Annotated in this window: 18 protein-coding genes, 1 tRNA gene and 1 pseudogene; 12 read left to right on the top strand and 8 right to left on the bottom strand. The window is 70.5% G+C overall.

Features of this window, described 5'->3' with window-relative positions:
* Positions 1 to 20 precede the first annotated feature (20 nt).
* Complete coding sequence (locus ACF089_RS23515) at positions 21 to 746, bottom strand: DsbA family protein (RefSeq protein ID WP_392029643.1); 726 nt, start codon at positions 744 to 746, stop codon at positions 21 to 23.
* 1282 nt (positions 747 to 2028) lie between these two features.
* Here ACF089_RS23515 and ACF089_RS23510 point away from each other — a divergent pair.
* The 4 genes from ACF089_RS23510 (at position 2029) to ACF089_RS23495 (ending at position 7203) form a co-directional block, all read left to right on the top strand.
* Positions 2029 to 3204: a 3-deoxy-7-phosphoheptulonate synthase gene (locus ACF089_RS23510; protein ID WP_392029640.1), complete on the top strand. Its 1176-nt coding sequence runs from the start codon at positions 2029 to 2031 to the stop codon at positions 3202 to 3204.
* A 164-nt stretch (positions 3205 to 3368) separates the two neighbouring features.
* Positions 3369 to 4571, top strand: a complete 1203-nt coding sequence (locus ACF089_RS23505; RefSeq protein WP_392029637.1) for a 3-hydroxybenzoate 6-monooxygenase — start codon at positions 3369 to 3371, stop codon at positions 4569 to 4571.
* 449 nt (positions 4572 to 5020) lie between these two features.
* Positions 5021 to 6232 carry an IS701 family transposase gene (locus tag ACF089_RS23500; RefSeq protein ID WP_392029634.1) on the top strand — a complete coding sequence of 404 codons (1212 nt, stop codon included), beginning with the start codon at positions 5021 to 5023 and terminating at the stop codon, positions 6230 to 6232.
* Between the two features lie 428 nt (positions 6233 to 6660).
* Positions 6661 to 7203, top strand: a complete 543-nt coding sequence (locus ACF089_RS23495; protein ID WP_392029630.1) for an SDR family oxidoreductase — start codon at positions 6661 to 6663, stop codon at positions 7201 to 7203.
* Positions 7204 to 7365: 162 nt separating this feature from the next.
* Here ACF089_RS23495 and ACF089_RS23490 read toward each other — a convergent pair whose 3' ends face one another.
* The gene (locus ACF089_RS23490; protein WP_392029626.1) at positions 7366 to 8109 is read right to left on the bottom strand and encodes an N-acetyltransferase; all 744 of its coding nucleotides are present in this window, start codon (positions 8107 to 8109) and stop codon (positions 7366 to 7368) included.
* A gap of 232 nt (positions 8110 to 8341) precedes the next feature.
* Positions 8342 to 8791: a hypothetical protein gene (locus ACF089_RS23485; RefSeq protein ID WP_392029624.1), complete on the bottom strand. Its 450-nt coding sequence runs from the start codon at positions 8789 to 8791 to the stop codon at positions 8342 to 8344.
* Positions 8792 to 9860: 1069 nt separating this feature from the next.
* Between ACF089_RS23485 and ACF089_RS23480 the strand changes: the two genes are divergently transcribed.
* Complete coding sequence (locus ACF089_RS23480) at positions 9861 to 10328, top strand: GNAT family N-acetyltransferase (RefSeq protein ID WP_392029621.1); 468 nt, start codon at positions 9861 to 9863, stop codon at positions 10326 to 10328.
* 166 nt (positions 10329 to 10494) lie between these two features.
* On the opposite strand, the gene ACF089_RS23475 is transcribed toward ACF089_RS23480, so the two are convergent.
* A tRNA-Gly gene (locus ACF089_RS23475) sits at positions 10495 to 10564 on the bottom strand.
* A 553-nt stretch (positions 10565 to 11117) separates the two neighbouring features.
* On the opposite strand from ACF089_RS23475, the gene ACF089_RS23470 reads away from it, so the two are divergent.
* The 3 genes from ACF089_RS23470 (at position 11118) to ACF089_RS23460 (ending at position 13662) form a co-directional block, all read left to right on the top strand.
* Complete coding sequence (locus ACF089_RS23470) at positions 11118 to 12404, top strand: cytochrome P450 (protein ID WP_392029619.1); 1287 nt, start codon at positions 11118 to 11120, stop codon at positions 12402 to 12404.
* Between the two features lie 87 nt (positions 12405 to 12491).
* The gene (locus ACF089_RS23465) at positions 12492 to 12959 is read left to right on the top strand and encodes a hypothetical protein (protein ID WP_392029616.1); all 468 of its coding nucleotides are present in this window, start codon (positions 12492 to 12494) and stop codon (positions 12957 to 12959) included.
* 190 nt (positions 12960 to 13149) lie between these two features.
* The gene (locus tag ACF089_RS23460; RefSeq protein ID WP_392029614.1) at positions 13150 to 13662 is read left to right on the top strand and encodes a hypothetical protein; all 513 of its coding nucleotides are present in this window, start codon (positions 13150 to 13152) and stop codon (positions 13660 to 13662) included.
* A gap of 76 nt (positions 13663 to 13738) precedes the next feature.
* Here the strand turns inward: ACF089_RS23460 and ACF089_RS23455 are convergent, their stop codons facing one another.
* Positions 13739 to 14323 (bottom strand): TetR/AcrR family transcriptional regulator, encoded by a 585-nt coding sequence (locus ACF089_RS23455; protein WP_392029612.1) that lies wholly within the window; start codon positions 14321 to 14323, stop codon positions 13739 to 13741.
* A 20-nt stretch (positions 14324 to 14343) separates the two neighbouring features.
* Between ACF089_RS23455 and ACF089_RS23450 the strand changes: the two genes are divergently transcribed.
* Positions 14344 to 15042, top strand: coding sequence for a nitroreductase/quinone reductase family protein (locus ACF089_RS23450; RefSeq protein ID WP_392029610.1), 699 nt, complete (start codon positions 14344 to 14346; stop codon positions 15040 to 15042).
* A gap of 408 nt (positions 15043 to 15450) precedes the next feature.
* Here ACF089_RS23450 and ACF089_RS23445 read toward each other — a convergent pair whose 3' ends face one another.
* Positions 15451 to 15738 carry a hypothetical protein gene (locus tag ACF089_RS23445; RefSeq protein ID WP_392029607.1) on the bottom strand — a complete coding sequence of 96 codons (288 nt, stop codon included), beginning with the start codon at positions 15736 to 15738 and terminating at the stop codon, positions 15451 to 15453.
* Between the two features lie 361 nt (positions 15739 to 16099).
* Here ACF089_RS23445 and ACF089_RS23440 point away from each other — a divergent pair, with 361 nt between their 5' ends.
* The gene (locus ACF089_RS23440) at positions 16100 to 18121 is read left to right on the top strand and encodes a tetratricopeptide repeat protein (RefSeq protein WP_392029605.1); all 2022 of its coding nucleotides are present in this window, start codon (positions 16100 to 16102) and stop codon (positions 18119 to 18121) included.
* Positions 18122 to 18158: 37 nt separating this feature from the next.
* A pseudogene (locus ACF089_RS23435) lies at positions 18159 to 18320 on the top strand (IS5/IS1182 family transposase); the annotation flags it as partial.
* Between the two features lie 99 nt (positions 18321 to 18419).
* On the opposite strand, the gene ACF089_RS23430 reads toward ACF089_RS23435, so the two are convergent.
* Positions 18420 to 18902 (bottom strand): SAM-dependent methyltransferase, encoded by a 483-nt coding sequence (locus ACF089_RS23430; protein ID WP_392029602.1) that lies wholly within the window; start codon positions 18900 to 18902, stop codon positions 18420 to 18422.
* 75 nt (positions 18903 to 18977) lie between these two features.
* Positions 18978 to 20027, bottom strand: coding sequence for a Tat pathway signal protein (locus ACF089_RS23425; RefSeq protein WP_392029599.1), 1050 nt, complete (start codon positions 20025 to 20027; stop codon positions 18978 to 18980).
* Positions 20028 to 20808: 781 nt separating this feature from the next.
* Between ACF089_RS23425 and ACF089_RS23420 the strand changes: the two genes are divergently transcribed.
* Positions 20809 to 21198 (top strand): ATP-binding protein, encoded by a 390-nt coding sequence (locus tag ACF089_RS23420; RefSeq protein WP_392029596.1) that lies wholly within the window; start codon positions 20809 to 20811, stop codon positions 21196 to 21198.
* The last annotated feature ends 33 nt before the right edge of the window (positions 21199 to 21231 follow it).

The following is a 21231-nucleotide window of genomic DNA, read 5'->3' as shown; positions in this document are numbered from 1 at the left end:
GGCGTGTCGCGGCCCCGGGGTCAGTCGGCCTGCGGTGCCTTGGCGAGCCGGTCGAGGAGTTCGTTGGTCCAGTCGCGGGTGTAGGAACGGAAGTGCGGGAATCCGCCGTCGTAGGGGTCGCCCGTCCAGACGAAGTCGGCGCCCGGGTTGTGCGCGTCGACGCCGGACGCGGTGAAGAGGTGCGGGCTGCCCTGCACCCGGGGGCCGCGTGCCACGGCGAAGTCGCGGTGGATCGCCGCGCGGGCCGTGCCCTGTGCCAGGGCGTCGGCGAGCGCCGTCTCGTCCACGAGCGGACAGTCGGCGGCCACGGCGAGGATCACCGAGGTGAGACTGATGCAGCGGCCCTGTCCGTAGAAGGCATGGCGCAGGGCGGTGTCCAGCTGATCGCTCGCGGGCAGCCCGCCGACGGCCGGGGCCTTCGCGGCCTGTACGGCTTCCAGCGCCGGCAGCGTCGTCACCGGGTAGCGCCAGTCCGGACCGGCCCACAGACGCCAGCCCAGCTCGGGCGCCAGCGCGCCGATCGCCACCGTCTCGGCGTCGATGATCGGCTTCGGGGTGGATTCGGAGTTGAACAGTTCCAGGGGGAAGGCCCGGTGGTCGACCAGGATCTCCCGGCCGCGTTCGGCGGCGGCCGTGTGCAGTGTGGCCAGTGCCAGCGTCGCCCACGGGCAGCCGATGTCCGACCAGACGGTCACGACGGCCTCGTCGGTCGCGTGGAGCGCTGCGATGTCGGCCTGGAAGGTCATGGCGGGAACGCTCCTGCTGGTCGGCGTGGCGGGGGCTGGTCGAACGGCGAGCATTCTGGTCACAGGGGCGGTCGCCGCCGCACGGCTCGGCGGCGGACTTTGTCACACGCCGCAGACTTCGTCAGAACGGCTCGGTTGAGGTGACGAAGTCGGCCGCGACCGGTCGACACCCGGCCGGCGGCTGGTGAATCGTGACGCACGCCGTACAGGGATTCACCGGGGATGCTCCCGGGTTCCCGTGCTCGTCGCGGCGCACCGGCGGATCCTGGGATGCTCGCGGTGCGGTGGTACGGCGGTGCGGTGGTACGGCGCGGCCGGGGTGGACCGGTGCCGCGTCCGCGGGCCGGCCGGGCCCGGCGACCGTGGCGTGTCCAGAGCGTCCGGGACGCGCCGGCCGCCACGGCGGAGACGCCACTATTCCATCTCCGGCGGTCCGGCGCAGCGGCGCCTCCTCCAGGACGCGGGCGCGGAGCGGCCGTTCGACGCCCGCGGCGACCGGGCCGCCGGGGTCGCCGAGACCGGCCCGGGTCGCCGAGAGCGCCGAGGCACCGCCGTGGTCACCGGCGCCCGGCCCGCGCGGCGCGCCCGCCCGGAAGCCCTCCGGCCCAGCCTCCTCGTACACCGCCCGGGTTCTGACCTGCACGGCCGTGCGATCCGTGTGCGCGGGGGCGGGTCGTCCCCGGGAGCCGGGCGGGGCGCCGCGCGCCCCCGGCACGGACCTCCCGCGCTGTTCGACGCACCGCGCCGGCCGTGAGAACGGGCCGGTCGGCAGGGTCGGTCGCGCGTGGGCGTCCGCCCGGGGCGGGCGTACGGACAGGGCGGGCGAAGGAGTCGGGGGTGACGGCGGCGTTCGTCGGCGTACGGACAGGGCCGGCGAAGGAGTCGGGGGTGACGGCGGCGTTCGTCGGCGTCCGCCCGCCGGGAGCACTGCTCATGACGACGGCGGAGGTACGGCCGTCACGGCCGCGCCACGCCGCCGGACGTCCCCGAGGCCCCCGTACCGCCCCAAGATGACGGACTACGCGCTTCCGCGACGGACTCGGCGCGATCGCGACAGACTACGCGGCGGCGCGTTGCCGTCCGGGACGCCCCGCTTCGAGAGTGGTGACCGCCCGGCCGGGCCCGAACGCGGGCTCTTCGAGGGACGCGCGCCGGGACATCCGCGGCCGCGGCCCCACCGGGCAGAAGCCCAGTCGGCGCACGTACGCCCGTACCCGCCTCACACACGGCCACGCCCGCCATCAGCCGGAGTTGCTCCGGCGCGCCCCGCCGAGGGAATCCGATGACCGACATTGAGTCCCACCTTCGCTCCCTGCCCGCTCTCCAGCAGCCCGACTGGGCCGACCACCCCCGTCTGGACACGAACCGCGCCCAGCTGCGCCGTATGCCCGCCCTCGTGGACATCGAGGCGGTGCGCCGTCTCGGAACCCTGCTGGGCGAGGCCGCGGCCGGCCATCTGCAGATCGTCCAGGCCGGCGACTGCGCCGAGGACCCGGCCGAGGCCACCCCGGGCGACGTCAGCCGCAAGACGGCGCTGCTCGACATGCTCGCGGGGACGATGAAGCTCGCGTCCGGACAGCCGGTGCTGCGGGTGGGCCGCCTCGCCGGGCAGTACGGCAAGCCCCGCTCCCTCCCGACCGAGACCGTGAACGGCGTCGAACTGCCCGTCTTCCGGGGCCATCTGGTCAACCGGCCCGAGCCCGACCCCGAGCTGCGCCGCGCCGATCCCGACCATCTGCTCTCCGGCTACCGGGCCGCCAGCGACACCATGCACTACCTGGGCTGGCGCGGCACCGCGGGCCGCCGTTCGGAGTTCGGCGTTCCGGTGTGGACCAGCCACGAGGCCCTGCTCCTCGACTACGAACTGCCCCTGCTGCGCCGCGAACCCGACGGCTCGCTGCTGCTGGCCTCCACCCACTGGCCATGGGTGGGCGAGCGCACCCGGCAGCCGGACGGCGCCCACATCGCCCTGCTCGCCGCCGTGTCCAACCCGGTCGCCGTCAAGGTCGGGCCGGGTATGACGTCCGGGGAGCTGCTCACGCTGTGCGAGCGGCTGGACCCCGGGCGCACGCCCGGCCGGCTCACCCTGATCGCCCGGATGGGCGCGGAGAAGGCCGCGCGCAGGCTGCCCGCCCTGGTGGAGGCCGTCGCCGGGGCCGGCCATCCGGTCCTGTGGCTGTCGGATCCGATGCACGGCAACACCGTGTCCGGGCCCGAGGGACTCAAGACCCGTCTGGTGGAGACGGTGGTGCGCGAGATCCGGGCGTTCCAGGACGCGGTGCGCGCCGGCGGCGGCGTCGCGGCCGGGCTGCATCTGGAGACGACTCCCGAGGCGGTCACCGAGTGCGTCTCGGACACCGTCGCGCTGGACCGCATCGGCGACAAGTACCTGAGCTTCTGCGATCCGCGGCTGAATCCCCAGCAGGCGGTCGAGGTGGCCTCGGTCTGGCGGGGCTGATCCCGCGCGCCCGTCCTCCGTCTTCCCCGTACGCCCCCCACGTTCGTCGCCCCGCCCGCCGCCCGCCATGGCGATCACCGGACCGGCCCCGCGCGCCGAAGGCCCCACCCTCGCGCGCACATCACTGACACGAACTGATCTTTCCTCGAAAGGATTTGACCGACATGGCACACATAGTGATCGCCGGTGGCGGCATCGGCGGGCTGGCCACGGCGCTGTCCCTGGCCCGGCTCGGGCACTGCGCGACGGTGCTGGAGCGCAGCGACACCTTCGCCGAGATCGGCGCCGGCATCCAGCTCGGCCCCAACGCCTTCCACGCCCTGGACCGTCTCGGCGTCGGCGAGAGCGTGCGCGAACGCGCGGTCTTCATCGACGAGCTGCGCTTCATGGACGGCACCACCGGCGAGAAGGTCGCCGCCATGGAACTGACCGGCGCCTACCGCGAGCGGTTCGGCAACCCGTACGCGGTGGTGCACCGAGGGGATCTGTACCAGTCGCTGCTCACCGCCTGCCAGGAACTGGAGGCCGTCCAGCTCGTCGCCGAGGCCTCGGTGGCGAGCTACGAGCAGGATCCCGGCGGCGTCTCGGTGCGGACCGCCGACGGGCGGACGTTCCGCGGCGCGGCGCTGATCGGCGCGGACGGCATCCGCTCCACCGTGCGCGCGGCGATGCTGGGCGACGGCGAACCCCGAGTGTCGGGGCACACGATCTACCGCTCGGTGATCCCGATCGAGCGGGTGCCGGAGGAGCTGCGCTGGAACACCGTCACGCTGTGGGCCGGGCCCCAGTGGCATTTCGTGCACTACATCATCGGCGGCGGCAAGTACCTCAACCTCGCGGTCACCCGCGACGACGGCGCGACCGTGCCCGTGACCGGGCGGGAGACCGAACGCGCGCACGTCCTAGCCCAGTTCCCCGGCATCGGCGCCACCGCCCGCCGGCTCCTCGAACTCGGCGAGGGGTGGCGCGAATGGGTGCTGTGCGACCGCGATCCGGTCCGGAACTGGACCGACGGACGCGTCGTCCTGGTCGGTGACGCCGCCCACCCGATGCTCCAGTACGCGGCCCAGGGCGCGTGCCAGGCGCTGGAGGACGCCGTGGTCCTCGGGGACCTGCTGGAGGGCGTGGACGCGGACGACGTCGTACAGCGCCTGGAGAAGTTCAACGCCGTGCGCGGCGAACGCGCGGGCCGCGCCCAGCTGATCGCCCGGCGCATGGGCAGCGAGCTGTACCACCCGGCGGGCGCGAAGGCCGAGGCGCGCAACGCCATGCTGTCCTCGCTGACACAGCGCGAGATGCACGACAAGGTGTCCTGGCTCCACGGCGACCGCGAATTCACCGACAGCGGCCCCGGAACGGCCCATTGACCTCACCGCGCCTGACGGCCGCGGGACGCCCCCGCGGTCCCGGCGGCGGGAGCGCGGCCGGGCCCGGACGGCCGGGGCCCTGGACGCCCGGGCCCGGCGGACGCGGTGGCCGAGAGGTCCGGCGGCGACATGGCCGAGATCCGCCCGCGGTGCGCGGTCCCGCCCCGACAGCCGCGGATCCGGCGAGATCGCCCTGGGCCGGGGTGACCGCGCCCCACCGCCGTCCATGATCCCCGGTTGTCCCGGCACCGCCCGTAACGGCGGCGCGGCCCGCCGTTCAGATTCGTACAGGGATACGGACACACGCAGTTCACGTATACCGACGGCATGTGACCATCGGCGCACCGAGCCGCGAAAACAGGTGGCCGGAACACCTCATGAGATCACGTCCGAACCAGCCATGGTGAAAAGGCAACCCCGACAGTGGCGCCCCACACGGCTGGAGCATCGTGAACACTTTCGTCCTCGGGACAGACCACTCGGCCGACACACTGACCGTGCCTCACCGGCGCGGCGTCCTCTCCGGCGCCGGCGCGGGCGCCGATGTGTCCGACGACATCGTCGCCGAACTGTGCACCGTCCTGTTCTCCCAGCTGAGCCGGAGGGACCGCCGACTGCGGGCGGAGCAGTATCTGCGCGGTCTGCTGGCCACGCCGGGGCGCAAGTCCATCCGCAACATCGCGGCCCATCTGGGCGGAGCGGCCGTGGAGCAGAGCCTGCACCACTTCATCTCCAGCTCCGCCTGGGACTGGCGGCCCCTGCGCATGGCCCTGGCCGACTACCTCGAACACACCGCCGCTCCGCAGGCCTGGGTGATACGGCCGATCCACATACCCAAGGCGGGCAAGCACTCGGTGGGCGTGGACCAGCACTTCGCGCCCCATCTGGGGCAGGTCTTCCGGGGCCAGCAGGCGCTCGGCGTCTGGCTCGCCTCCGCCGAGCTGAGCGCGCCCGTCAACTGGCGGATGGTCCTTCCGGAGCCGTGGATCAGCGATCCGGAACGCCGGGAGCAGGCCGAAGTGCCCGAAGGGCTCAGCGCGGAGAGCACGGAGGAGTGCGCCGTGTCGGCCGTCGTGCAGATGGCGCAGCGGTGGAACACTCCTCGGCGGCCGGTCCTGCTCGATCTGCGGCGCGGCAGGATCTCCGCCGCGACCGGCCGGCTGGCCGCGGGCGGCGTGCACTTCGTCGCCCGGATCAGCCCCTCGTACCGCATGGCCGTCGCCGACCCGTCGCTGCCCGGCTACCGGGCCGGTTCGCTGGCCGCCCAGCGGATACTCGAACTGATCAAGAGCATGCGGGCCCCCGTCGCCTGGCGCGACCCCGCGCACGGCAACGTCATGCGTACGACCCTGGCCGCGGCCGTCCCCGTCGCCCTGCCGGTCCCGGCCGGGTCCAGGCCCCGGCGTCTGCTTCTGGTGGGCGAGTGGACCAACCCGGCGCAGCCTCCCTCCCAGCTGTGGGTGACCGGTATGACGCATCTGTCGATCGGATCGCTGCTGCGCATCGCCAAGCTGAACGGCCGGGTGGAGGAGGACTTCGCACGCATCGGCGACCGGGCCGGGCTGCGGGACTTCGTGGGGCGCTCCTTCCGCGGCTGGCACCGCCATATGACGCTGGCCTCCGTGGCGCACACGGCGATCGCGCTGGGCGCCTCGGCGTGAGATCCGGGGCGGCTCCCGTCCGCCCCCGCCGGGCCGGACCCGCCCCGCCTGCCTGGCCACCGGGCCGTCCGCCGACACGCCTTCCCGGCCCGCGACTCCGCTGACCGGCGTCCGACAGGCGCGGGCCCGGCGGGAGCCTCCCGGACCCACTGGACCCGCTGGACCTGTCGGCCCTCCCGGACCCGCAGGCGCTCAAGGCCCCGCCGGGCGGCCGGGACCCGCCGGAGTGCCGGAGCCCACGACCGTGACCGATACGTCCACGGCGACGGCGGCCGCCTACGCCCTCTGTCTGCCGACCTCCTGAACGGCCGCCGGGCCGCACACCGCCGGAGCGCGCACCCGAGGGCCCTCTGTTCATGACGCCCCCCGGTCGGGGGCGGCGTTCTGTCGAGGGTCCTCGCCGCCGAGGCGAGCGAAGGGAGCGGTGCGTGCGGCGAAGGGCTCCACCTCGGGCATCGGAGCGGCCGTGGAGCGAGACCACGCCCGAGCTGTGGGCGACGGCGTATCAGGTCAATGTGGTCTCGGCGGTCCGGATGATCCGGGCGTTCGTGCCCGGCATGCGCGAACGGGGGTGGGGGCGGGTCATCCAGATCGGCGGAGGGCCGGCCATGCAGCCCATGCCCGTCCAGCCGCAGCACTCCGCCACCCTCGCGGCGAGGCACAATCTCGCGGTGTCGCCGGCGCGCGACCTCAAGGGCTCCGGCGTCACCTCGAACGTGGTGTCCCCCGGGCCGACCCTGGTGGAACACGTCCGGGACCGGCTGCTCGAAACCGGGCCCGCCCAGGGCTCGGGCAGCGAACTCTCCGAGATCGGGGCGAAGGCCAGCGAGACCTGGGCGCCCGACGACATCGGCCGTTTCGGCACGACCGAGGAGATCGCGGGGGCCGTGGCCTATCTGGCGGGCTCGTTCGCCGACTACATCAACGGGACCGTCCTCCGCGTGGACGGCGGACACGTCCTCGCCGTCTGACCGCACACGCTGAGGGGGAGATCTCGTTCCGGGCCTCCCCCTCAGCGTCCCGTCGCGCCCGGACCGCCCCCGATCTGATCGGCGCGGCGACCGCGGCGCACGGGACCCTGGTCCAGGACCGGGACGTCCCCGTACGAGCGTCCATGGTTCGCGTCGGGAGGCTCAGAGGGCGTGCCGGACCCAGACGTTGGGCTCGACGTAGACCGCGTATCCGCGCTCGGGTTCGCAGTGCACCGGCACCAGGGCGCCGGGAATCTCCAGCGGGCCCGGGGTGTCGAAGGGCAGTCCGGTCCAGGAGCGCCACTGTTCCAGGGTGCCCGGTATCGTCATCGACGCGGGAGCGACTCCCTCCACGGTGCCGCCGAGGCGGGCGTGGACCCTCAGCCAGGGGTCGTACGGCAGTCCGTCCGGGCGGGTCCGGAAGGCGTACTCCTCGATGGAGCAGCCGGTCTCCAGGTGTTTGCCGGTGGGTCTGACCGGGGCGACGAGGGTCGAGATCCCCAGCCGGCGGACGTTCTCCCGCAGAGCGCCGAGCATCCGGCCGGAGATCCCCTCGCCCTGCCGGCCGGTGGTGACGGTGATGTCGAGCGCGCTGACCGTGTCCGGCCGCTCCTTGCCGCGCAGGTCGGCGAAGGCCCACAGCAGGACCTGGTCCCAGCCCATGCCCGGCAGCTCGCCCCGCCCCGGCGCGTCCAGGCGGAAGGGGGCGCTGAAGGCCTGCGCGACGACCTCCCCGTCGTCGCCGGTCGCGACCAGCACATGTTCGGGGAACTCCGCGGGCACATGGGCGTAGCACGCCCAGCCCACAGGGTCCTCGGCCATGAACGCGGGCCAGGTGTCGGACATCTCCAGCATCGGTCCCAGAAGCTCGGGCCGCTCGGCGAGAGTGGTGATCGTCAGAGCCATGGACCGGACGGTAGCCGCCCGACCGGTCGTGAATCATCACATTTTAGCCCCACCCGGCCGCCGGGAGCGCGTCCACCCTGGGGAGCGGTCTCGCCGCCAGACGGCTGACGCCTCCTCATATGCCTGGTCACTGCGTCAGGTTGGCCGGACGCCGGGACGACTGCACCCGGATCCGGCACATGGAGCGAACAAGGGCGGAAGCCCCGTCGGCAGCCCAGGAGGGTGCGGCGGTTCAGCGACGGGGCGGGTGCGACCCGGCCGCCGCGCGTGCCCGTTGTCCGCGCCGCCCCGCGTGGTTCAGAAGCCACAGCAGTGCGGGGATCACCAGACCGGCCGCGATGAAGATCCAGGCGCCGCCCTGATGCCTGCCCGACTCGTCCACCTGGCGCAGGACGAGCACGCTGATCACCGCGGCGACGGGCATATGGGTCAGCACCACCAGCAGATCGACCGGGGGAAGCGGCTCGCGCGACTTCACGAGGCCCACGACGCCGGTGCCGAGAAACAGCGTCCAGATGCCTCCGATCCAGCCGGCGGCCATGTACCAGCCACGGCCCGGCCCGTCGGCGAGGGTGCCGCCCTTCGCCGTCCCGACCGTGCCCAGATCGAGAAACCCCACGACCGCGAGCCCGACGCAGCAGGCCCCCACCAGGCCCACGAGCCAGCTCGTCGCGAGAAACACGACGCCCCCGCGCCCGAGCCTCCCGGCTCCGCCCGCTCTCCCCATGTCCCCCTCCGATACGACCGTCTGTTTCGTCGGGTCAGTGTTCTGCACCGTCCCGGATCACGGCAATACGCGGACGGCCCGCCGAACCCCCGGCGGACCGGGACTCTCCCGCCCTCAGCCACGACGGCAGCCCTCCGCGCGGACGGCCAGGCCGGTGGTACGCGAAAGACCCGCCCCCTGGCCCCCGAGCCGACGGCTCCCTCCGGTTTTCTCGGGCACCGACGCGGCACCTGGCTGCTTACGGCGGGAAGCACACCCCCAGACCGCCCCCGCCGACGAGCGGCCGCACTCACCCGCCTTCGCCATCACGCGGGGATGACGGCGCCAAGGGCCGTCGCGGAACGCCGGCGCAGCGCCGCCCCCTCCTCTCCGACTGTCCCGCCCGGACGATCCCCTGAGGCCCTTCGGCGAACCACGGCAGCGCCCCCGCGTTCCGGCCCTCCTCTCCGCCGTCGCGATGACCTGCTCCTCACCGCCACCTCGCCCGGCCCCGAGCGCTGGAGCCGCGCAAGATCGCAGTGGTCGGCCACGGGCGGGCCCCGAACCGATGACCTCGCCGGTGTCTCGGTCTCCCGGCGACCGGACGCCGCGCGGGCGGCACGGCCGGGGCGCCGGAGCGGCCGGGGCGTCGCCACCGACTGCGCGGCCTCGGCTTCGGCACGCCCTGACGTGCGGGGAAAGGGCGTCCCGCACATCACTCGTCCCGGCTTCGTCATAATCTCCAGCGAAGACGGATGGAAGGTGAGGCCCGTCAAGGGAGGCGACTGACCAGCGCCTGCCCGCGACCGGCCCCGCCGCCCCCGGGCAGTGCGGCGGAGATGAACGCGACCCTGAGTGTCGTAGACGGTGCTGGTGACGAGGTCCAGGCCCGTGGGCCCGGCCGTCCGATGGCCGCCGGCAGTCCGATCGCTCTCCGCTCCCCGGAATCCGATGGTGCGCCGCAGCTTCGGCGTCAAGAATCGGCGGATGCGCGAAGTGCGACTGTCCAACGGGGTCATCACTCTGTCGCCGCTGCGTCTGGACGATGTGGAGGCGCATCTCACGGGAGAGGACGAACTGCTGGTTCGCTGGCTCAACGGCGGTCCCGGCACGCGCGAGGGCGTCGAAGCACTTCCGGCACTGCGGGGAGCAGTGGAACGCCGGCGGTCCGCTCCGCGCCTTCGGCATCCGGGCGGGATCCGGCGAGGTGCTGGCGGGGACGGTCGACCTGCGGTTCGCGGGCGAGGGCCTGGCCCCCGGTCAGGTGAATGTCGCCTACGGCCTCTATCCCTCCTGGAGAGGGCGCGGCCTGGCCACCCACGCGGTCCTGCCGGCATCGCGGTACGCGGCCGCCGAGGGCGGCCGGGAGGCGGTGATCCAGGTCGATCCGGAGAATCCCGCATCCGCCGCGGTCGCGCGGCGGGCAGGATTCACCCCCGGCGGACAGCCGCCCGGCCATGACGGCACACGGCTCGACCGGTACATCCGGGACTTGCGCGACGCTCCGCCGTGACGACCGGCCGAGGCGCGTTCACGGACCGGGCGCACACCCAGGGAGCGGGCGGGGCGCGCGGGCCCGCCAGGTGGCTCAGTCCCCTGAGGTGAGGAACAAGGCGTACGACAACCCTGTCCTCACGCGAAAGGCCCCGGTCTCCATGAGGAGACCGGGGCCTTGTTCGAGCGCTGGGCAGGCCTCGCACCTGCATCCCCCCACGGGAAGTGGGGTGTCTTTCCTTGGACCACCAACGCCGGTCCCACAACCAGGAATCCCGGTCGCGAGCACATGATCAGCATATCGCAGAAACTCCGGCCGCCGATCCACCGCCCGGCGAACCCCCGCCGACATCCGGCTCGTCGCGTCGGGCGCGCCGCACCGCGCCGACGGCCGTACGGCGCACCCGTCTCGGAGGCACCACGTCCGGGGGCGCCGACGGCGGGCCGTACCCGATGAGTCGCCGTCGTCGGACCATGAGGAAGGAGCCTGTTCGACGGACCAGGACGTCCGCCACGGCCCCAGCCATCTCACGGCGTACAGCGTGCGCGCCTGAACTCAGTTACCGGCGAAGTGCGTTATGCGTACCGCGCACGGGTGGCGGGCGACGCCGTGGCGCTGAGACGACGCTTGTCGGTCTCGGCCGCCGGAGCAGTCCGCGCGTCCCGCGTCCGGATCTTCACGAACAGCGACGACACGCGCGGCGATTACGCCCGTTCAGGTGGATTGGTCCGCGCGGTCGACTGCGGACTACGACCCGCTGCCATGATGCCGTCACCGAGGACAGCCGCCTGTTTGGAGCATTCCGACATGACTGCGCAGGGCCTGGAACCCGACGACGCCGACAGCGAACTGCTGGACCTGGCCGATCAGAAGCTGATCCGTGATCCGTTCACCTCCTACACACATGCCCGTGAACGCGAGCGGATGGTCCGGGGACGCGTCCCGGGCGTGGACCCCATGTGGGTGGCCACCCGCCACGACGAGATCCGCACGATCATGAGCGGCGCCCACTTCACCATCGACGCCAAGACCGCCCCCGGCGGCCCGGTGGCCCACCGCACCGAACAGACCTGGCAGGCCCGCGGCATGTACGCGGAGCACGAGAAGTACCTGCGTGCCGGGATCTTCGACTCGGACGGCTCCGACCACCGCCGACTGCGCGGCCTGGTCACCGCCGCGTTCTCCCCACGGCGGGTGGCGGCGCTGCGCCCCAGGATCGAGGCCGTCGCCGCCGACCTGCTCGACCGTCTGCCGGACCACGCCGAGGACGGCGTCGTCGACCTGATCGAGCACTTCGCCCGGCCACTGCCCATCACCGTCATCTGCGAACTGATCGCCGTCCCCGAAGCGGACCGGGAGCGCTGGCGGACGCGGAGCGCCACCCTGACCGCCGGCGTCTGCGGTGACGAACTCGGCGACGCGCTGGCCGGCATGGTCGCCGACGCCCACGCCCTCGTCGAGCTGCACACCACCCACCCCGGCGGCGACCTCATCTCCGAACTGCTCGCTCCTCATCACGAGGACCGGCTGAGCACCGACGAACTCGTCGCCCTCATCGTCAACCTGGTCGTCGCCGGGCACATCACCACGGTCAACCTCATCGCCAACAGCACCGAAGCGCTCCTCGCCAACCCCGGCCAACTCGCCCTGCTGCGCGCGGACCCCGCCCTCATGCCGCACGCCGTCGACGAACTCATGCGCTACTGCGGCCCGGTCGTCCGTGCGCTGCCGCGCTACGCCACCTGCGACACGACCGTCGGCGACACCCCGGTACGCACCGGGGAGGCCGTCCTCCCGATCGTGTCCGCGGCCAACCGCGACCCCGCCGTCTTCGCCGACCCCGACCGCCTCGACCTCACCCGTACCCGCCACAGCCGGGAACCCCACCTCGGCTTCGGGCACGGCGTCCACCGCTGTCTGGGGGCGCACCTCGCCCAGGAGGAGGCCGCCGTCGCCCTGACCGCGCTCCTGGAGCGCGTACCCGACCTGCGGCTCGCCACCGATCGGAAGGATCTGCGACGGGGCGACAACCCCGTCAACTGGCATCTCAAAGCCCTCCACGTACGGCTGAGCCCTCGCGGCCCCGCGGGGTAGACCGCGCCGCACCGGCCCCGGGCCTCCCCCCGGGGCGGCGGCCCGGGGCCTGGATCAGGCAGGTCGGTTGCGTTAGGGTCGCCGCTCATGATCTCCATACGACAGGCGTTCACGACGCTGTCCGCCACCGGCGCCGTTCTGGCGGGAACCGTTCTTCCCGCCTCCGCCGAGGTTCAGCAGCCTCTGCCCCAGGTGAAGGTGCTGTCCGCTTCCGCGACGCCGAACACCTTCCATGTCGCCTACCGTTGCGCCCCCGGCTCCGGCGTGCGCGCCATCGCGCTGCAGGCCGACCTCAACACCCCGGGCCACTATCACTACGTGAATACGACGATCGACAAGTGGGACGCGCCCCTCCCCGACCCCGGCAGCCCGGCGCCCGCCAACCCGTTGTGCGACGGCACCTGGCAGGTCACGAGCGAGGTGGTCACCGGGTTCCTGCCGGAGACCACCCCCTTCCACGCCGGTGACCGGACGACGGTGAAGTGGAAGGCGTACGGAGCGGGGATGAACACGATCCTGGCCGAGGGCGAGCAGCCGGACGTCGTCTTCGAGTAGCGGCCCCGGCCGCTCCCCCGGCTCCCCCTTCCGCCGCGGCGCGCGCCGAGGAGAGCCCTGCACGGCGGATTCGCCCCCGCCGGCGCGGGGCTCCTCCCGTTCCGGCCGACCGCCTCCGGCGGAACGCACCCGGTACACCGGCCTGCTCCTCACACGGTCTCGCGCGACGCCCCGTGGAATACTCCCGCGCATGAACGATTCGGCTCCGACGGCCATGGCCCAGCAGGTACGCCGTCGGTGGCGCGAGCGGGAGGCGCCCGACGGGGACTTCGTCGTGTTCGCGGACGGCTCTCTCATCGTGATGGATCTGCTGCGTTTGCAGCCGCCCGACCGGCTCGACGATCCGCGGGCCGAGACCTGGCACTGGACCGAGGCCCTGCGCGCCACCGAGTGGAGTACCGACAGCTGGGTGGAGGTCCACTCCGCGCTCGCCACACACGCCCACGAGGGAAGCCTCGCCTGGGCGGGAGAGTCCGCGCACCACGGGTCCATCGGCTGGGTCGCGCTGACCCGGGACGACGAGGAGAGCACCCTGGAGTGGCTCGCCGTCTCCAGCTGGTCCAATCCGTTCCACCACGTCGCCCTGGACGAAACCACGGTGACCGCGACCAGCACCGCCGGCCGGATCTGGACCTTTCCCCGGGACGCGCCCCAGAAGGTGAGCATCACCGACGACCCGGCCTATCCGGGCCGTCGCCGCTGAGCACGCCGACTCCCCCGCGAAGAGCGCCCTCGTCACCGTGTCGACGCACCGCCGGCCGAAGGCATCCACCCTGCGGTCAGCGTCCGGCCGGCAGGAGCCGCTCCAGGTAGAGGTCCAGGGTTTTGGCCGCGATCGCCGGGGGCAGTGCGGCGGGAGCGGTCACCGCGTCGAACATGAGGCCGTCGACCAGGGCGAGCAGCAGCCGGGCGTCCCGGGCCGGATGGAGAACGGGGTGACCGGAGGGCGGGGAGGGGAGGGAGGCGAGGGTCTGCCGCAGCTCTTCGTGGATGGCCGCCAGGGTCGCGTTCTGGATGGCGGCCAGCGTGGGTGAGGTCGTGGCGCGGGCCGCGAAGGCGAGATAGACGCGGCACTCCGCGAGGCGCCGCGCATCCAGCGGCAGCAGCTGCCGCAGGGCGGCGGCCAGCGTCTGCCGGGGCCCCGCACCGGGCTTCAGGCCGCGGACGCGGGCGCGCGTGCGGTCCACCACCTGCCGGAAGGCGAAGGCGAGCATCTCGTCCTTGGTCGAGAAGTAGTACTGCACCGCTCCGATGGACACCCCCGCGGCCGAGGCGACCTCCCGCACACTGACCCGGTCAAGCCCGCGAGCAGCGGCGATACGAAGCAGGGCATCGGCCAGCTCCGTCTGACGCAATTCACTCATAACGACTACAATACGACCGTATGGGACGTAATCGATTCCATCCGCACAGAGCATTCGGACTGCTCACCGCCACCACGATCGCGGTCGGTCTGGTATGGATCTGGTGGCTCATCGACCCCACCGCGCCGCGGGGCGCCGTACTGCCCACCGTCCTCACCGCCGCCCTCGCGGCCAACATCGCTCTGACGCTGGCCAGCGCGCGGTTCAAGCGCGCCCTGGTCGCCCCGGTGCAGCGATACCTGATCAACCCGCCCATCCGCCTGTTGCTGCGCGTCGGGCTGATGCCGCTGGGCTACGCCCTGCTGGAAACCCGCGGACGCGTCAGCGGCCGACTCCGCACGACCCCCGTCGGGAACGGGCGGCGGGGAGACACCTTCTGGGTCATCGCCGAACACGGCCGACGAGCCGGATACGTACGCAACATCCAGAAGAATCCGCAGGTCCGCGTCAGGCTCCGCCAGGGCTTGCGCTTCGTCTGGAGAAACGGCACGGCCCATCTGCTCCCCGACGACGACCCCTACGCACGGCAACGGCGACTCGGGCGCTTCCATCCCCTGCGCGCACTCAACGCCGTCGTCGTACGCGTCATGGGAACCACAGAAATGATGACCGTCCGCATCGATCTGCACGACATCTCCCAGCGCGACGCACAGAGCCCGAACACACCGGCGGACCGGGCACCGAGGACCGCGGCGGCGCGGCACGCGCCTGTCGCATAGACCCACCCGGCGGCCTCGGCCGTTGAGCTTGCCGGCCGGCCTCCGCCGAGGGTTCGCGCCGGTCCGCACGGCGGCCCGGTGGACGTGGCCCGGCTGTGGCGGGCACTGGCCCGGGTCATGAAGCCGGGGACAGCGCCGCCAGGCGGTGTGGCCCCCGGCCGGTCCCCAAGAAACACGGAAAGGCGGTACCGGATTTCTCCGATACCGCCTGCGACCTGCGAAAACACAAGTCGGGACGACAGGATTTGAACCTGCGACCCCTTGACCCCCAGGAGTGAGGGTCAAGGGTATTTTCTGGATATAGCAGACTTAATCAGGGTGCATATCGTGCACATGACGGCCCGTCGTGTCCGCTAGTACATGCCGTGTGGTCCCCAACTGGTCCCCAAACAGGCGGCCAACGACCGGTCAGACAAGAAAGGGTGCGAAGGCCGCCGTCACCGCTGCGGCAAGGGTGATCACGACGGTGAAGGCGGTGGCGGCCTGGCGAATGGCGCTCGGGTAGCTTGCGCCATCCAAGCGGGCGAGCTTGCCGGCGGCGATTCCCGCCAGCAGTGCGAGGATGATCACCAGGCTGGCGACGAGCAGAACGACGGGGACAGTCACGGCAGGGCTCCCTGTTGGATGGAGATGTTGTCGTGGTTCAAGGTGGAGGAGTTCCTGCACGCCAAGGTTCAGCCGGGCGAAGATGAACATCGGCGAACACGTGACATGCAGGGAGCGTCGGGTGAGGCACAGACGGGATAGAGCATCGGCCGAGCTGCGAGCTCGACTGTCCGATGGGTTGGCACGAGCGCGACTCAACAAGACGGAGCTTGCCGGGAGAGCCGCATTGGGCCGCACAACAGTGCAGGAGGCGTTCCGGCCCAACGGGCCAGTACCTTCTGCCGGGACCATCTCCGCCCTGGCAAAGGCGTTGCGGCTGCCGGTGGAGGAGCTGCTGGAGCTGCGACGGGTGGCTGCGGCAGAGGTCGCCCCCGCCATTGGCACGGAGCATGGGCCGGGTCGGCCGATCGGCGCATGCGATCCGCATGACCTAGAGGTCCATCCCACCGGAATGACCACCAACGTGACGCGTGCGTCCGTGAACGGGCCGGGAGGGCTGCCCAGCTATATCGAGCGTGAGCACGACCGAGCCCTCGCGGAGGCGGTGCAGTGCGCGGAGGCTGGCCAGAGCCGCATGATCATCCTCGTGGGAACTTCCTCAACGGGTAAGACGAGGGCATGCTGGGAAGCCGTCCAGCCCCTCTCCGACAGAGCCTGGAACCTGTGGCACCCATTCGACCCCACCAGGGCCGCAGCTGCGCTGGCCGACCTGCAGCGAGTACAGCCCCGGACTGTCGTCTGGCTGAACGAGGCCCAGCACTACCTAGGCGACCCTCGGCACGGTGAGCAAATCGCAGCGGCCATCCACACGCTGCTCACCGCGCCTGACCGCAGGCCGGTCCTGATCCTGGGAACACTGTGGCCCGCGTACGCGAACCAGTACCAGGAACTGCCCAAGCACGGTCAACCTGACCCGCACAGCCGTGTACGGGAACTCCTTGCCGGACGCATTCTGACTATTCCCGACCGCTTCTCCGCTCGAGAGTTGGACACCGCAAAACTTCTCGCCGCAGAGGGGGACCAACTTCTTGCCGGCGCTCTCACTCGCGTCGGCAACACCGGGCGGTTGGCGCAGGACCTTGCAGGCGCCCCTGAACTCCTGCGCCGATACGAGCATGGCACGCCGCCCGCAAGGGCCCTCTTGGAGGCAGCGATGGATGCACGCCGCCTCGGCGCCGACATCTACCTCCCCTACGCCTTCCTCCGTGACGCCGCCATCGACTACCTCTCCGATCAAGACCTTGGCGAACTGGCCGATAATTGGGCTCAGGAGACATTTACCGATCTCACACGCCCCGTCCATGGCAAAGAGTCACCCATGGCTCTCGTACCTGCGCGCCCCCAGCACCGCCCCCCGGGAACACTGAAACCGGATACGCAACCCGACGGTCAGATTTTCAAACTCGCCGACTACCTGGAACAAATCGGCCGCACCAGACTTCAGAAGTCCTGCCCCCCTGCTTCGTTTTGGCATGCCGCTTACACCCACTTCACCGAGCCAGAAACCTTCTACAATCTGGCACAGGCAGCGGAAGCCCGATTCCGCCTGCAATGGGCCCATCACCTACTGCTTCGCGCCGTGGAATCTGACCATGCGGGTGCCCTTTTCGATCTGGCGCAGAAAAGGAATAAATCGGGAGACTATACAGCAGCCGAAGAATTCTACCTCCGGGCAGCAAGCGCCAAACATCCGAGTAGCCTGATATTCCTGGCGCGAATGTGGAGCCGAACAGGACAGAGGGATGAATCAGAAAGAATTCTCCTACAGATCTCAGCAAAAGGAGACCAAGGCGCTCTACTCGATTTGGCGATATTGCAAGAAGAAGCCGGGCGCCACGAAGAAGCCGAGAAGATTTATTCCGAAATAATCAGAAACGGAAATCTGGACTGCCTGACGGATCTTTCAGCAATACGGGAGGACGCTGGACGGAAGGAAGAAGCCGAGAAGATCGCATGGCAAATCGCAGAATCCGGCTACTGGGGCGCTCTCATAAATCTGGCATGGATCCGAAAGGAGGCAGGCGACCCTGAAGAGGCTGAAAGAATCATGCGCCGAATCGCAGTCTCTCAAGATTCGGATGCCTTGATGGACCTTGCACTCATGCGGGAGGAGGCAGGAGATCATGTCGAGGCCATTCAACTTTTTAGTGAAACTGCTTCTGCTGGAAATTTGACAGCTTTGCTTCACCTGGCACGAATACTCAAAGAATCCGGAGCCAGGAGGGAAGCCGAAGAGTTGTACCGGGACGTAATTACTGCCGGGAACACGATGGCAATGCTACATCTGGCGACAATGCGAGCAGAGGACGGATATCACGAACAGGCAACGAAACTACTCCGCGAAGCGGCCGACGCAGGTCAACATATGCACAATTACCCAGAGGGTAAAACGCTGTACGAGCGGTGGCCAAACGGACTTGACCCTGATGGCAGACCGAGTCCTTCCTGGCCCCAAGCGGGAAGCCCTACCTAAAGCAGATCCATCCGAGGGCGATCACTCGACGGAGAGCTCCCCCACCCAGCGCACGGTCAACCGCGGACTGGCCCAAGCACTGGTCGAACGTGGCATTGCATGGCTGAAGTCCTGGCACATCTTCCGCAGATCCCTCAAAAGCCCCAACCCCATGACCGCCATCGCCAAGGGCGTCCTCACCTTGGAGAGGCAAGGCTGAAGTGGTTCAGTCGAACAAAACGGCCAGCTTCGTGGGGATGTACTTGCCCGTAGGAACCTCTACGAGGGGATCAGACGGTCGACCAAGGCGCAGCAGATGTCACCTGTCGCCGACGTTCGTCCAGTAGTTCGGCAGCATCTCGTTGACCCAGGCCGGGACATGAACGGATCCTCGGGGCCCCATCGCCGGGAACCAGGGGGCGAGGTCGAGGATCGGTGTCCCGTCGACTGCGTCGAGGTCGGTGACGTGAAGGTCCAGGCCATCGACTTTGAGGAGTCGGGGGTGGGACACCGCGATCTGGTTCGGGCGCCGGTGGTTCCTGTGGGCGAAGGTGCCGCTCGGGGGCCAACGCGGGTCATTGCGGGGGCTCCGTGCGTGAAGGGCAACATCAGCCGGCGATGCGAGGTGGAAGCGCCAGGTCACCTCAAGGTGCGAGAACTCCTCCAGCCCCATGACCGTTTCCACGGGGTACGAAGGATTGAGACGGATGATCGACTCGACTCCACCCTGGTAGTCGTCGGCCGGGGTGGCATGGCCACCGATGACCTTCCCGATGGCCTGCACCTCGAACACCTCGGACATGGCCTTCTCCCCTCCAGCCCCGGAGCGTGGACCGTCTGACGGTCACCGCTGCGGATGGACGATGTCATGGAGTGATCAGCTTATGCGGCTGAGGACCGCGCGGGCTCGCTCGTCGAGTTCCGCCGCGGCGCTGCCGCCTCGTCCTCGTACCGGAGACAGGGCGCGGCGCATCGTGACCACGCTCTCCCTTGTCCGGCCCGACTGGACGCCTTCCATCGTGTCCAGTGCCTGGTTCCAGGTGGCGACGGCGGCCTCCATCTGGCCCTGTCTGACCTGGACATCGCCGAGGAAGCCCAGGGTGACCGCGTGGGTCCGGGCGAACTGGGAGCGGCGGGTGCGGACGCTGCGGGTGAACTCACGCTCCGCGGCTTTGAGGTCTCCGAGGTCGACCAGGGTCCGCGCTGTCTCGTGGGCGAGGCTGGCCTCGCCGAAGAAGAAGACCCGGCCCGGCTCGGTCGCTCCGTCGGCGCTGCTGAGGTCGTTCTCCGCCCGCCGGAGGGCGGCAAGGGCGTCTTGTTTCTGCCCGGCCGCGGCGAGGGCGCGGGCGTGGACCACGCCCAGGAGTGCCCGCTCGCGTGGGCCGGCCAGGGTGTATCGGCGGCGGTCGACGGATGCTGAGGCCAGGTCGACGGCTCGCTTCGGGTGCCCCAGGTCGACGGCCTGGTGGGCCATGGCGCGGAGGATGTGTCCCGCCAGGGGGGCGTCGTCGGCTTCCGCCGCCATGCGCGTGGCCACGGTGAAGTACCGCTGGGCCACTCCATGCTCGCAGGCGTCGAACGCGGTCCAGCCGGCGAGATAGACCAGCTCCGCCGCGACCGATGTGAGGTCTCGCCTCACTCTCTCGGAGGAGAACCGTCCGGCGAGGTAGTCGGCCACATCAACACGCAGATAGGCGATGAGAGCGGTACGGCCGGCGCGACCTCCCCGGCGCTGATCACGACGGGAGAAGAACGCTGCCATCTCGCGGACGCTCTCCACATCCTCGTCCGTGATGGTGGTGCGATTCGTCGCGGGTCTGCTGTGGGCGCGTACCAGGGTGTCGTCCCACCAGTCGCCGGCTGGAAGGGCCAGGCCCGCCGCCGAGTAGACCGTGCGCGCCAGGACGTGTCTGCGTCCTGTGTCCAAGTCGTTCCCTCCAAGTTCGGCAAGAGCGGTCAGCGTTTCGGCCTCCCATTGAGGAGCGGACGGAATGGCTTCAGTGTCGGCGCACAGCCCGATCTCGGAAGGGGTGACGATGCGTTGAAGCCCTCGGGAGAGGGTCTCGCACAAGATAGTCGGCGCCCGCCCGCTGGGCTTGCTGCCCCGGACCCACTGATTGATGTGCGAGCGGGTCACGGTCAGCAGTTCCGTGGCGTGGTTCTCCGCCGCCACGCGACGAAAATGCGACGCCAAGCGCTCCTGTGGCCAGGCCAGCTCGCGGATGACGGCCTCCAGCTGCGTATTGCGTTCGCGCGCCACGGCGTCCCCCCTGTCGACGAAACGATCTTTACCAGCGTTACCCGTGCCCGCGTTCCCATCGGGGTACCCACGAGCAGTGATTCACGGTTCGCTCAACGTAACGGTAGTCCCCAACTGCAACGGCCTGACCGCTGGTTCGTCGCGTGGGAGGGGCGAGACCGATCCGGGTACACGGAGTGGCCCCGGCACGCCATAGCCCCTGCTCGATGAAGAACCACGGAGTCCCGCGATGACTTTCGCCTCACCTTCTGCCAGCGCTGGGCCTCGTCGGCGCCGAGCATGCGGCGGGGCTGCCTTCCTCGATCCGAATCGCCTGGAGGTCTCGATGTTTCCTGGCCCATCGCTGAGCAAGCTGCCCGCGCGGCGCGTCGATGCTCTCCTCGGCCGGTTGAAGGGGGTATCCGGGTTCACTATGGACGCGGCTCGAACCGCCGATCCCGGGGCGCCGATGACCGAACGGGACAGACGGCTGCCAGGCGAGATTCGACGGAAGGTGCGGGACTATCTGCACCTGCGGAACCTCGACAGTCGACTGGCCGAGGCAGCGGAAGTCCTGGTCACCGAACTGGTCACCAACACACTTCAGTACGGCCCCGACTCGAACAGCGGGTTCGGCGTCCGCCTGTGGCCCCTGGGTGACCGCGTCTACCTGGAGATCGGCAACGGAAGCAGTCCGGGACGATCATCCTGCACGTGGGGCGTTGCGGCTGTCGCTGCGGCCGATCTGCGGGAGGACAGTCGTGGACTTCTCCTGGTGGCCGGGCTCGCCGATGCCTGGGGCACCACGGCTGACGGCACCAGCACCTGGTGCGTTCTCTCCGTCACCGCGGATCAGTGATGGCCGCGCAGAGGGCGGAGTTTCGCGCCCAGG

Origin of the sequence: Streptomyces sp. NPDC014894, from assembly GCF_043080985.1 — a bacterium.
Taxonomy (GTDB): Bacteria; Actinomycetota; Actinomycetes; order Streptomycetales; family Streptomycetaceae; genus Streptomyces.
The sequence above is the reverse complement of the archived record's forward strand: the minus strand, read 5'-3'. Positions and strand labels throughout refer to the sequence as shown.